The organism is Labrenzia sp. VG12 (assembly GCF_002237595.1).
Classification (GTDB): Bacteria; Pseudomonadota; Alphaproteobacteria; order Rhizobiales; family Stappiaceae; genus Roseibium.
In genome coordinates this window covers 2,975,462-2,988,759 of record NZ_CP022529.1, presented here as the reverse complement: position 1 = coordinate 2,988,759, position 13,298 = coordinate 2,975,462, and the positions used below count along the sequence as shown (strand labels likewise).

The following is a 13,298-nucleotide window of genomic DNA, read 5'->3' as shown; positions in this document are numbered from 1 at the left end:
TTGATACTAAGGGTTCAATAAATGAACCAATTGAGAGGAGGAGGTGAGGCATCCTCTCGTAAATTGGAGGTTGACACAAGCTTATTTAAGATCACAATATTTAACAAAACAAATAAAAGCAGATCAAGACCGGCGCCAAGTCCGGCTGTCACCTGACCAGAAAGAGGGATTTGAAATGAGGAAACATGCCATCGCCCTGACGGCGGCGACCCTGATGTCCGTGACGGCCGCGCTGGCCGAATATCCGGAGAAGCCGGTGTCCTTTGTCGTGCCCTGGCCTCCGGGCGATCTTGAGGATGTGCTGACGCGCCTGATCGCGGACAAGTTCCAGGAGATGTACGGCGTTCCGGCTGCCGTGGTGAACAAGCCGGGCGGCGGCGGTGGTCCGTTCCCGGGTGCTGTCGAGGTCGCGACCGCGCCGGCAGATGGGTATACGATCGGATCCTTCGTCACCGACGTGCCGATCGGCGGGCCGCAGATCGGCATTCCGGAGCTGTCGCCCAACCCGTTCGAGCCGATCGGCATTTTCATGACCTATCCGTTCGTCATCGCGGCCGGCGCGGATGCGCCGTACAACACCTGGGAGGAACTGGCGGCTTACGCGAAGGACAACGACGTCGCGCTCGGCCATTTCGGTGCACCTTTGCCGCCGACCCAGATCACCTTTGCTGCGGCCAGGACATCCGGCTTTGACTTCGCCAGCGATGCGGCCTTCGACGAGCTGAACTGCAACACCTTGGCGTCCGGCGATGTCGATGTGATCAACACAACGCTGCAGCTGGTGCAGCCCTGCCTTGGCGATATCAAGGTGCTGGCAAGCGTCGGCAAGGAGCGCACGGCCCTGACGCCGGCCGTGCCAACGGTTCAGGAAATCAATCCGGAGCTCTCCGTCTCGCTGTGGAACGGTTTGTTCGTCCACAAGGACGTCCCTGAAGAGGCGCGTCTGAAGATCTCGGAAGCGGCTCGAGAGGCGCTGAAGTCGCCGCAGGCGCTTGACCTGATCGGTCAGACGGGCGTGCTGATCTACTGGCAGGACCCTGTGCAGTCGGCGCAGCAGATCGAGGCGGATGCAGCCGTTCTCGGCAAGATCTCCGAGCTGCTCGAGCAGTAAGTCCAAACTTGCCGGCCGGCACCATCTTGTGCCGGCCGTCTTTGGAGGGATGGACGTGGCGCATATCAAGACGCTGCAGGAATTGTTCAGGCGCTATCGCCGCCCTGGCGACATTGTCTTTGCGGTCCTGTTTCTGGCCTTTGCCTTGTTTTTGCTCTGGAAACTGCCGGGAGAAACCGTCTGGGCCAAGCGCACCAAATGGTTTGCGCAGCCGCGGTTCTGGCCGGCTGTCGCTGTGGGCGGCATGGTGCTATTCGCCAGCCTGCACTTCATCGGCTCGCTCTGTTCCAAACGCATTCCGGGACGCTGGCGAGAGGTCGGCTTCTGGCTGGTGTCGCTCGAATACGTGCTCTACTTCCTGATCTACGTCGTGCTCGTGCCGCAGATCGGGTATCTGCCGGCAACCCTTCTCTTCACCATTTTCCTGACTGTTCGAGTAGGTGAGGCCACACCGCTCAATCTGGTTGCAGCAGGGGTGTTCAGCATCGCTGTCGTCGTGATTTTCCGCGCCTTCCTGCAGGTGAAGATCCCTGCCGGTCACATCTACGAGGCGCTGCCCGACGGCATCCGCGCCTTTGCCCTGACCTATCTGTGAGGACCGGATGGATATTCTTCTTTCCAGCCTATCCATGCTGGCCCAGTGGCAGGTGCTGGTGGCGCTTGTCATCGGTTCCATCGGCGGTGTCATCATCGGAGCTATCCCGGGTGTTGGCGCGGCGGTTGCCATTGCGATCCTGCTGCCGGCCACCTTCGCGTTCGAGCCGATTGTCGGCCTGACGCTGCTTCTGGGCGTCTATGGGTCCTCCATGTATGGCGGCGCCATTCCGGCGGTGCTGATCAACACGCCGGGGACCGCGGTCAATGCCCTGACCACGTATGATGGGTATCCGATGACCAGGAAGGGGCAGGGGCACCGGGCCCTGTCGCTGGCCTATTCGGCGTCCTTCTTCGGCGGCATCTTCTCGATCCTCTGTCTGATCGTGCTGTCGCCGCTGCTGGCGATGATCGCGCCGCATTTCGGCAGCCGGGAGATCTTTCTGGCGGCGTTGATGGGCATCATTCTCGTGGTGGTGGCCCACCGAGGTCAGGTGTTCGCTGCGGGCATGCTGGCCTGTTTCGGCATCCTTCTGAGCACCGTCGGTCTGGAACCGGCGAAATACACCAAGCGTTTCACCTTCGATCAGAGCTGGCTGACCTCCGGTGTCGACCTGATCGTCGTCGTGCTTGGCCTGTTTGCGATTTCACAGGCGTTGCTGCTTCTGGTGGACAAGGAACATCACCCGGGCTCGGCCAAGGTCGGCGGTAATCTCTTTTCCGGTCTGAAAGAGTTGCTTGGCTTCAAACGAGTGGCCTTCGTCTCCTCCGGCTTCGGCGTGCTGATGGGCATGATCCCGGGCGTTGGCGAATTCACCGCTCAGTTCCTGTCCTATACGCATGCCCAGAAGACCTCGAAAACGCCGGACCTGTTCGGCAAAGGGGCGCCGGAGGGACTGATTGCCTCCGAAGCCGCCAACAACGCCGTCCCGGGCGCTGCCATGATCCCGCTTCTGGCGCTGGGCATCCCGGGCGAAGCGCTGACGGCGATGATGTTGTCGGTTTTCTATGTCCACAATGTCGTGCCGGGCCCGCAGCTGTTCCAGGGGCAGCTCGACTTTGTCATCGCGCTTTACCTGGCCCTGATCGTGCTGAACGTGATCGTGCTTGCCTTCCTGCTGTCCTCAACCGGACTGCTTCTGAAGATCATCCAGATCCCGACCCGTTTCCTCGGCATGATGATCCTGACGCTTTCCTTCGTCGGCGTCTATTCGCTGCGCAATTCGGTGACGGATTGCGCGCTTGCTGCCGGCTTCGGTGTGTTCGGTCTTGTGCTCAAGCGGCTCAACCTGCCGATTGTGCCGATCATTCTGGGCATGGTGCTCGGCGGCATCATGGAAGTGAAACTGCGCACCGCGATGGCGCGCGTGAAGACGCCACTCGACTTCATCGACCGGCCGATTGCCGCCTTCCTGTTTGTCATGATCCTCCTGATCCTTGTCCTGCATGTGCGCGCGGTGATCCGCGAGCACAAGGCCCGCAAGGTGCGCGAGCTGGTCGAAGACGCTTCAGAAACCTCCACGCAGCAAGGGTGATGCCACATGCTTGACCAGAGCAGAATCGATCCGCTGCGCCACGCAGCGATTGCCGAACGGGGTCATTTCATCAATGGCCGAATGGTGCCGGCACAAGATGCCAGGACGCTGAATGTCCTGTCGCCGATCGACGGCAGACCCTTCACGCGCATTGCGTCGGGCAGTGCGCAGGACGTGGACCAGGCGGTCACGGCCGCGCGTCATGCCTTCGAGGATGGCCGCTGGTCGGGCGCGACACCTGCCGCACGGAAGAAGGTGCTGCTGAAACTGGCCGACCTGATCGAGCAGAATGCATTGGAGCTCGCCGTCCTTGGAGTGCGTGACAACGGCACGGAAATCTCCATGGCCTTCAAGGCCGAGGCGCTGTCGGCGGCAGCTTCCTTTCGCTATTACGCCGAAGCGCTCGACAAGATCTACGGCGAAATCGCACCGACGGCAGATAACGTTCTCGGCCTCGTGCACAAGGCGCCGGTCGGTGTTGTCGGTGCGATCGTGCCGTGGAATTTCCCGCTGATGATTGGTGCCTGGAAACTCGCACCCGCACTTGCCACAGGCAATTCCGTGGTGCTTAAACCCGCTGAAACAGCGTCGCTCAGCCTGTTGAGGATCGCGGAACTCGCCTCCGAGGCCGGGCTTCCGGACGGTGTTTTGAACGTGGTTACCGGGCCGGGAGCCGTGGTCGGCGAGGCGCTGGCCCTTTCCATGGATGTGGACGTCCTGGTGTTCACCGGCTCGGGCGCCACCGGCCGGCGGCTTCTGGAATATTCCGCGCGCTCCAACCTGAAGCGTTGTTACCTGGAGCTCGGCGGCAAGTCGCCGAACATCGTCTTCAATGATGCTGCCGATCTGGCGAAGGCCGCCAAGGTTTCGGCCGCCGGCATCTTCCGCAATTCCGGCCAGGTTTGTGTCGCGGGCTCGCGCCTTCTGGTGCAGGAGGATATTCACGACGACTTCGTTGCCGCACTTTGCAACGAGGCCGAGGCCCTGAAGGTTGGTGACCCGCTCGATCTTTCCAGCCAGATCGGCGCCGTGCATTCCTTGGCCCAACTGGAGAGCCATTTGCGGTTTGTCGAAACCGCGGAAGCGGAAGGGGCGGAATGCCGGACCGGCGGGCAACGTATCCTAGAAGCCACCGGCGGGTATTACATGGCGCCAACCGTAATGACTGGCGTCAAGGCGACAGACACGATCGCGCAGAAGGAAGTCTTCGGTCCTGTGCTCGCAGTGAGCCCCTTCAAGGACGAGGCCGATGCCATCCGGATCGCCAATGCAACGGAGTTTGGCCTCGCGGCCGGTGTCTGGACGGCGGATCTCGGCCGCGCGCACCGCATGATCAGGGCCGTGCGATCCGGAGTCATTCACGTGAACACCTATGGCGGCGCGGACCTGACCGTGCCACTCGGCGGAGTGAAACAATCCGGCAATGGCCACGACAAGTCGCTGCATGCGCTCGACAATTATGTCGATCTGAAAACCGCCTGGATCCAGCTCTGAGGGGACTTCCGATGACAGGCCTTCCACCGTCCAAGACGTCAGAGTTGCTGGACAGACGTACTCGTCTTCTGGGACCCAATGTTTCCACCTTTTATGACGAGCCGGTTCATTTGGTAAAGGGGGACGGTGTCTGGCTTCAGGATGCTGACGGGCGGAGATATCTCGACTGCTACAACAACGTTCCCCATGTCGGACATTGCAACAAACGGGTCGTTGACGCGATCTGTCAGCAGGCAGCGATCCTGAATACCCATACGCGCTATCTGCATGAAGGCATTCTGGAGTACGTTTCGCGGCTCACCGGGACCTTCGCAAAGCCTCTGTCGACAGCAATCCTGACCTGCTCCGGATCTGAGGCCAACGATATTGCCTTGCGCATGGCGGAAGGCATGACCGGCAAGCGTGGGATTGTGGCCACGGACGCCACCTATCATGGCAACACGACACTGGTCAGTCATCTGTCCAGAAGCAACGTTCCAGAGGTCGGGTTCGGGCTTGGCGGCTATCTGCGTCATGTGGAAGCTCCGGACAGCTACAGGATTTCTGATCCGGACGGCAGACGGTTCGCGTCAAAGGTGAAAGATGCCATCGATGATCTGGAGGCGTCCGGGACCGGCTTTGCCGCTCTTATCGTCTGCCCGCTGTTTCTGAACGAGGGATTTCCGACCCAGGCAAACGGTTGGTTGCAGCCCGCCGCAGACGTTGCGCGCGCGGCAGGTGGGCTGCTGATCTGTGATGAAGTGCAATCGGGCTTTGGCAGAAGCGGCAGTCATTTCTGGGCGCATCAGAAACAGGGCGTGACGCCGGACATCGTCACTCTTGGCAAGCCGATGGGTAACGGCCACCCGGTGGCAGGTGTTGTTACCCGTTCCGATGTCATGGCCTGTTTCCGGGCTTCGTTCCGTTATTTCAACACCTTCGGTGGCAACCCGGTATCCTGTGCGGCCGCACAGGCCGTTCTTGATGAGCTTGAGGCCAACGATCTTCAGGGCAATGCTGCAAGGATCGGGCGTCTGGCGGCCGAGCGACTGTCTGAGCTGGCACAGAAATACGAGGTCATCGGCGACGTTCGTCAAAGCGGCATGGTGTTTGGAGCGGAATTCGTTCGGGACCGCGAGACCAGGGAACCTGCAAGCGCATTTGCGGACAGGATCGTCAATGCGCTCCGGCAGAAGGGCATCCTCCTGAGCAAGCTTGGGCGATACAAGAACACGCTCAAGATCCGTCCGCCAATGATCTTTGGCGAAGAGCATCTCGATTTGCTGATCCGGACACTGGACGAAACGCTGGCTGAAATGCCGCTGGTGCCGGCATGAAAGACATCGCGTCGCGCGCCCTGTCCTTATGGGCACTGAAGGACGCCGTCTGCGAGTTCGTCGCAGGGCGGGAAAACCAGGTCTTCCGGGTCTCCAGCGACCGCGGTCGGTTTGCGCTTCGTTTGCGCCGTCCGGGCTATCGCTCCGAGGCCGAACTTCTCTCCGAAACGTGCTGGCTGTCCGCACTCTTTGACGCTGGATTGCCTGTGCCGCAACCGGTGCCGACGCAGGCCGGAAAGCTGCTGGATCACGTCGACGGCCATTTCGTGGACCTGATTTCCTGGCTCGAAGGTGTGCCGCTTGGCAGCAGCGGTCAACCGCTTGCATTGGACAATCCGGAAAAAGTCTTTCAGGCACTCGGGAGCCGGATGGCCGAGCTTCACACGCTGTGTGATGCCTGGTCTCCGCCAAGCGATTTTGTGCGATGCGCCTGGGACGTGGAGGGCTTGCTTGGTGATGCGCCGCTTTGGGGCCGGTTCTGGGAAAATCCAACGCTTGACCCGGAAACCGCGGCGCTGATGTCCAGATTTCGCGACCGGGCCCGGCAGGTCCTTCATGCCAATGCAGAAAGGCTCGACTACGGCCTGATACACGCAGATCTGGTGCGAGAGAATGTCCTGCTCGGGAAGGGCGGCTTGTGCATGATCGACTTCGATGACGGCGGGCATGGCTACCGACTGTTCGATCTGGCGACAGCGCTGGTCAAAAATCTCGGCGAGCCGGACTACCCGAACATGAAAGCCGCGCTGCTGGCGGGGTATCGGGAGAGGCGATCGCTGGACACAAGGCTGCTGGACCTGTTCCTCGCGGTGCGCGCTGCAACCTATGTGGGATGGATCGTCCCGAGGCTGCATGAAAGCGGGGCGGACGAACGCAACACCCGCTTCATAGCCTGTGCCCGGCAATTGTGTTCTGAAATTCTCGATACATCTGAAACCGTTTGAGGACGGCCCATGACCAAGACAATCCTTTCCATTGGCACCTACGACACCAAGAATGCCGAGCTGGAGTTCATCGAGCAGACCATTCGCGACCAGGGCGGCGCTGTGCTGACCATGGATGTCAGCGTGCTCGGCGACCCCGAGGCACCGACCGATATCTCCAAGCACGACGTTGCCAGGGCCGGAGGCATGTCGATTGAGGACGTCATTGCGCAGGGCGACGAGAACAAGGCCTTTCAGGTGATGGCGCGCGGTGCCGCAAAGCTGGTGGCGGAGGGCCATGCGCAAGGCCGGTTCGACGGCATGATCGCGCTTGGTGGCACGATGGGCACGGATCTGGCGCTCGATTGTGCCCAGGCCTTGCCGATGGGTGTGCCGAAATTCATCGTCTCGACCGTCAGCTTCTCGCCCTTGATCCCGCCAGAGCGCCTGGCGCCGGACATCCAGATGATCCTGTGGGCCGGTGGTCTTTATGGGCTCAACGGCATTTGCAAATCCTCGCTCGCCCAGGCTGCCGGTGCCGTTCTCGGGGCTGCGAAGGCCGCGCAGCCGCCCGACCGCTCCAAGCCGTTGGTGGGCATGACGTCGCTCGGATCCAGCTGCCTCAGCTACATGAAGGTGCTGAAACCCGCGCTGGAGGAGCGCGGTTTCGAGGTCGCGGTCTTTCACTCCACCGGCATGGGCGGCATGGCTTTTGAAAGCCTGGCGCGGGAGGGCGCTTTCTGCTGCGTCATGGACTTCTGTCAGCAGGAATTCGGCAACATGCTGGCAGGGTCCCTGGTCAGCAGCGGGCCGGACCGGTTGACCAATGCCGGCAGGAACGGCACGCCGCAGATCGTGGCGCCGGGAGCGCTGGATCTTGTCGACTTTGCGGGCTGGCAGGAAATCCCTGAGCAATATGCCGACAGGCCGTTTCACGAGCATAACCGCCTGATCAATAGCTCTGTCTTCAATTCCGAAGAGCGGCGTCAATGGGCACGCGAGCTGGTCGATCGCCTGGAGGCCGCAAGCGGCCCGACCCATCTGCTGTTGCCGCTTGGGGGGATCGAGGCCTGGGACCGGGAGGGGGAAGAAGCGCATGATCCGGAAGGGCTTGCAGCTTTCATTGACGAGACCCGGAAGGCTGCACGCGGTCGCATCGGCGTGACCGAAACAGAAGCCCATATCAACGACGGAGAGTTCTGCGAGGCAGCTCTCAAGGTGTTTGATGCCTGGGTTGCGGATGGAACCGTCAAGACGGGGTGATCTCACAGGTTGCCCCGGTGGCGGGAAAGGACCGGGCTGGAGGCTCCTGTTCGCTTGTTTTGACAATTATCTGAAAGACTTCCCTATTCACCTCGTTGCAAAAAGGTGGTGCCAAACTCTCACGAAAGCACCTGATAACCCTTGACCTTTACAAGCGGTCGGGGAAGTCTTGGATTTGCGGCCGGGTCACCGGTTTTGCCGTCGCCGACTTGGCGGGCGGCGCGAATCAGCGCTGGAGGTGAGAATGGGATTGCAAACCAAAGCCGAAGCCTGTGGAACAGCGCTCACAACCGAAGACACGGCCTTTCCGCAAAACCTGCTTCCAGGGGGCGGCGCGCTTCAGCAGGCCGTAACCGGGGATGTCACGGGCCAGGCTGATGGGATGTTTGATCTCGTTGTGTCAGGAAAGGTGATGCGGGCGCGCCGGGCTGTCTCCTGTCTGATAGGACCGCAGACGGCTGATACCGTGGCGCTGCTGTCGACCACTGACGGGCTCTTCATCACCGATGTCCTGGTACGTCCCGAGCGCACTGACAAACCGCTGCGTATCGATGCCACGCGTGACGATGGCAAACATCAGGATGTTGTGCTGGCTGCGGACAATCTGACCCTGGAGGTGGAAGAGGGGTTGGAAGCGACCGGGAAAAACCTGTCCTTCCGGTTCGACGCCATGTTGATGACCAGCCGCCAGCTGGCTCTTGTCGGCAAGAAACTTCTGACCTCCATGCAGGATATCGTCACCAACGCAAAGACCCTGCTGGCCAGCTATGACACCAGCACGACACGGGCGAAGAACCGGATCGACCGGGTCTCGGAAACCGACCAGCTCAAGGCGGGCAGTCTGCAGACCCAGGTGGATACCGTGGCTCTGACCCAGGCGGAGACGGCTGTCTTCGTCGCCAAGGAGGACATTCGTCTCGACGGCAAACGCATTTCCATGGGGTGACCCGCAGGTTCCGCCCTTTCGACATTCTTTCGAGGAATTTGTAAATGCGCGTCATGAAACCCCTGAAGCTTGGTCTTCTGACCAAAACCATGCCTCACAAGGGCAAGGGGCTTTTCATCGTGACGACTTTCACCTTGTTCGATCTGCTCGATCCGGCCGATATTCTGGCTGAGACGGCGATGTGGCCGCTGGTGGCAAAGGAGCTGCCAAAGGGCGCGATCTTCGACGCTGCCTATCCCAAGCCTTTTGGCGAGTTCCTGATCGGTGGGCAGGCCATGTCCCAGGACCCGGTCAAGGCGATGCATGTGGCCGTGACGGTCGGTGAAAAAAGCCGGATGCTGTCAGTGTTCGGCGACCGGTTCTGGGAAGTGTCGCTCGAAGGGCCGGTCTTCACCGATCCGCACCCGTTCACCGAAATGCCGCTCACGCCTGAGCTGGCATTCGGCGGAGAGGGTTTTTCCGCAAACCCGGCCGGACAGGGTGCGGCTGCGGCAGAGCTTTACGAGGATGTTGCGCATCTGCCCTTGCCGAATATCGAACTGGCAGGCGCCGAAATCCGGGAAATCGACGACAAGCCATCCCCGGCTCTGGTCGGACCGATCCCGATGGACAATCCGGAGCGCATCGCGCTTGCCGGGACCTATGACAAGGCCTGGGTGGCGCACCAGATGCCCGACTGGCCGCAGGACTTCGATCCGCGCTACTTCATGTCCGCGCCGCGAGAACAGCGGTTCGATCATTTTTTCAACGGGCACGAGCCGATCCGGGTGGTGGGCATGTCGGCACGCCATCCCGATGTCCATTCCCACCTGCCAGGTGTGCGGGCAAGAGCCTTTGTCAGCCTGACTTCTGCGGAAGGCCAGCTGTCGGAACTTCCCATGCATACCGACACGGTGTGGATTCTCGGATCGGAAATGAAGGGCGTCGTAGTCAATCGCGGGGTCATGGCGGTGGGCGACCGGGACGGCCAGGATGTGGCCGATGTCATGGTGGCCTATGAATGGCTAAAGGATGCGCCCCGCTCCGCAGACTACTACCAGTCCGTCTACGCGCTTCGGGCCGATCCGGAAGAAGGCAAGAAGTATCTGCTTGCGGACGGACAGCTGTCGCCGGAAGAGGCGCCGGAGGAGACGGAGCGCCGGGAAGCGGCAAGGCTGGCTGCTGCGGAAGAGCGGCAGGAGCTCTGGGTTGAAGGCCGGCAATGGCGGCTTGAACGTCATTTTGTGGAACAGGGCCTGCCCGCTTCGCTGGTGCCGGCCGTCGAACAGCCCGACCTGAAGCCGTTCATACTGCCGAGCCAGGAGGATATTGCCCGGGGAGATGTCGATTTCGCGCGGCTGATTTCGGATGCGGAAGACCTGCGCCGTGAGGCCGAGTTGAAATTGGACATGGTGAGCGCGGAACTTTCCGGCCTGGTCAAGCAGCTTGGTGTGCCGTCGCCGGTCAAGCCGGCTGCCAGCATGAGCGAGATGGAAACGCTCAGCCATTCCGTCAGCACGGACAAGGGTTTCCTGCCGGCGATCGAGGAGCTGGTGCCGCAGGAAGACCTGGACCGGTTGCTGGCACAGTACGAAATCGCTCCGACACCCGACATTGCCGCCTTGAGCGAGAAGGATCCGCAAGCCGTGTTCGAGGCCGCACGGGTCCGGTTCGAGGAAAGCACCAGTGTCGGGCTGCTCGCACCTGCCCGAGACATGCTGGAGCGCATGCCGGAAAGCCCGGTTGCCGGGCGGGCCGACGTGGACAAATCGGCTGCCGAAACTGGCACAGAGACGGGCGGCGATGCGCAGTCCGGGGCGTCAGACGATCTGGAGGAGTTTCTGGCCGACACCTTTCCGGGGCTTGCCGGAGACAGCGCACCGACGTCCGAGCGCATGAAAGCGGCGGTCAAGGGTGTCAAGTCAGTCGATCTGCCCCTGGATGACCCCGGTGGCGTTGCCCGCCAGCAGCTGGAACAGACCCAGGAAATCGTCGAGAGTGCGCTGGCAACCTCCCGCCGGATGGCCGGCGAGCCAATAGCGCCACTGGAGCCGCTTGGACCGGAATCGGCGGAGTTGTTCGGTCAATATATCCGGGATCACGTGGCCGCCGGCGGTTCACTCGCTGGGCGGGATCTGGCCGGGGCGCCCCTTGCCGGCACCGGCCTTTCAACAATGGATCTCGGCGGCAGCTTTCTGGAAAGATGCAATCTTTCCGGTGCCGATCTGCGCGCCGTGTCCGGTGAAGACACGGTCCTTGCCGGTGCCGTCCTGGAGAACGCGGATTTCTCCGGCGCTGTGCTGAACCGGGCAAATCTCTCCGGCGTTCAGGCCGGCCGGGTGGTTTTTACCAAATCCCGGCTGGAAAATCTGAAGGTCATCGGAGCGGATTTCTCACACGCTGATTTTGTCGGCGCCGTGCTCAAGGAGTGCACTTTCATCAATTGCCAGTTCACGGCAGCGACCTTCACCGGTGCGGCGCTCGAGAATTGCTCCTTCGTCACCTGCGACCTGAAAGGCCTTCACGGCGAACAGCTTCGTGCGGAAAAATGCAATTTCCTGTCCTGCAACCTGGATCGCGCCGATTGTTGTGGCGCCATGATGAAGAAGGTCACCTTTGCGGATGTGTCCTTCCACGCCGTCAAGCTGTGCCACTCCCTGCTGGATGAATGCGGCTGGTTCGGCAATACCGACATGTATGGCGTGAATTTCCTGGAGGCGCATGCGGTGAAATGCGGGTTCCAGGACGCGAACCTGAATGCGGCCGGGTTCTTCAAGGCGATCTTTTCAGGTTGCAACATGTCCGGAGCCAACCTGAAACTGGCGGACATGCGGCTGTCGTCCTGGAACGGTTCCATGTTCTCCTTCGCGGATGCGCAAAAGGCGGACTTCTTCGGTGCCAACCTGCTGGGGGCGAATTTCCACGGCGCGGACCTCGCCGAGGCAAGCTTCCGCTCAGCGAATTTCTTCCGCACCGATCTCTCCGAGGCCAGGCTCGCCTTTGCCGATCTGACCGGCTGCAATCTGGAACTCACCAACCTGGAGGCCCGCCTATGATCTCCCTGGACGAGCTTGCGGATTTCATCCGCTACGAAGAGCCCGTGATGGATGCCGATTTTTCCGGCGCCGATCTCAGCGGTGTGTCGCTCGCCGGCGGGAGGTTTTTCCGGACAAATCTTGCCGGTGCCAACCTGAAGGACGCGGACCTGACCCGGTGTGTCTTCACCGAGTGTGATCTGCAGGGCGCAGACTTCGGTGCCTCTGAAATCGAGCAGGCCATTTTCGTCAAAAGCAACCTGACAAAGGCTAACCTGGCCGGTTGCCGGTTTGAAAAATCGAGTTTTCTGGAAAGCGTCCTTGCCGACGCAGGCCTTGCGAACACGAACCTGATTGCCTGCCAGGTCGTCAAGTCGGATCTGGTGCGCGCGGATCTTGGCGGTGCGGCGCTTCTCAACAGTGCCATGGTCGAATGTGATACGGCGTCGATCCGGTTGTCCGAGGCGTTGCTGGAAGCGAGTGTCTTCGTCAGCCTGGATCTCGCCGGGGCAGCCTTTGAGAACGTCATCTGCCAGTCGGCGATGTTCCTGAAGTGCAACATGACCGGGCTCGATTTCTCCGATACGCCGATCATGCAGTGCACCTTCATGGAGACCAGCATGGAAGGCTGCCAGTTCGAGCGGGCCGATCTGAGCGGCAGCGTGCTGATCGGCAGCCAGCTGGCCGGGTGTTCCTTCGCAGAAGCCATTGCAGATATGGCGCTGTTCTGCGACGCCAATCTGCAGAAAGCGGTTTTTGCTGGCGCAAAGCTGTCGATGGCGAATTTCAACGGCAGCGATCTGAGGGGGGCGGACCTGACGGCAAGCCTTTCGGAAAAAGCCCAGTTCGACCATGCGGATTGCCGCGGCGCGACCTTTGCCGGCAGCGACCTGAAGATCGCGAATTTCGCCAATTGCAATCTGGATGGAGCGGACATGACCCGTACCACGCTGGATCTGGCCGACTTCCACAATGCCAGCGTCAATGCGGCGCTGACAACCGGGGCACATGGAACGGTCCGCCAGACCGACCAGGTGCGCCTGATCCGCGAAATCTATAACCCGCGCACCGTCGCAACGGACCAATAGGTCCCGACCCAAGG

The 13,298-nt window shown here is 61.0% G+C and carries 10 protein-coding genes; all 10 read left to right on the top strand.

Translation table 11 applies throughout. The features are described 5' to 3' along the window. Positions 1-175: 175 nt before the first annotated feature. The 10 genes from CHH27_RS13880 (at position 176) to CHH27_RS13835 (ending at position 13,284) form a co-directional block, all read left to right on the top strand. Positions 176-1,111 (top strand): tripartite tricarboxylate transporter substrate binding protein, encoded by a 936-nt coding sequence (locus CHH27_RS13880; protein WP_094072120.1) that lies wholly within the window; start codon positions 176-178, stop codon positions 1,109-1,111. Positions 1,112-1,160: 49 nt separating this feature from the next. After that, entirely contained in the window at positions 1,161-1,706 is a 546-nt protein-coding gene (locus CHH27_RS13875; protein ID WP_198338424.1) for a tripartite tricarboxylate transporter TctB family protein, read from the top strand. A 7-nt stretch (positions 1,707-1,713) separates the two neighbouring features. Next, a complete protein-coding gene (locus tag CHH27_RS13870) occupies positions 1,714-3,240 on the top strand; it encodes a tripartite tricarboxylate transporter permease (RefSeq protein ID WP_094072119.1) in 1,527 nt (508 codons plus the stop codon). Positions 3,241-3,246: 6 nt separating this feature from the next. Then, complete coding sequence (locus CHH27_RS13865) at positions 3,247-4,734, top strand: aldehyde dehydrogenase (RefSeq protein ID WP_094072118.1); 1,488 nt, start codon at positions 3,247-3,249, stop codon at positions 4,732-4,734. Between the two features lie 11 nt (positions 4,735-4,745). Further along, positions 4,746-6,050, top strand: coding sequence for an aspartate aminotransferase family protein (locus tag CHH27_RS13860; RefSeq protein WP_094072117.1), 1,305 nt, complete (start codon positions 4,746-4,748; stop codon positions 6,048-6,050). After that, positions 6,047-6,994 (top strand): homoserine kinase, encoded by a 948-nt coding sequence (locus tag CHH27_RS13855; protein ID WP_208988869.1) that lies wholly within the window; start codon positions 6,047-6,049, stop codon positions 6,992-6,994. The genes CHH27_RS13860 and CHH27_RS13855 overlap by 4 nt, the downstream gene beginning before the upstream one ends. A gap of 9 nt (positions 6,995-7,003) precedes the next feature. Continuing rightward, positions 7,004-8,236 (top strand): Tm-1-like ATP-binding domain-containing protein, encoded by a 1,233-nt coding sequence (locus CHH27_RS13850; RefSeq protein ID WP_094072116.1) that lies wholly within the window; start codon positions 7,004-7,006, stop codon positions 8,234-8,236. Positions 8,237-8,480: 244 nt separating this feature from the next. Next, entirely contained in the window at positions 8,481-9,182 is a 702-nt protein-coding gene (locus CHH27_RS13845) for a DUF3540 domain-containing protein (protein ID WP_094072115.1), read from the top strand. Between the two features lie 44 nt (positions 9,183-9,226). Next, the gene (locus tag CHH27_RS13840; protein ID WP_094072114.1) at positions 9,227-12,217 is read left to right on the top strand and encodes a DUF2169 domain-containing protein; all 2,991 of its coding nucleotides are present in this window, start codon (positions 9,227-9,229) and stop codon (positions 12,215-12,217) included. Further along, the gene (locus tag CHH27_RS13835) at positions 12,214-13,284 is read left to right on the top strand and encodes a pentapeptide repeat-containing protein (protein WP_094072113.1); all 1,071 of its coding nucleotides are present in this window, start codon (positions 12,214-12,216) and stop codon (positions 13,282-13,284) included. The genes CHH27_RS13840 and CHH27_RS13835 overlap by 4 nt, the downstream gene beginning before the upstream one ends. Positions 13,285-13,298: the final 14 nt, after the last annotated feature.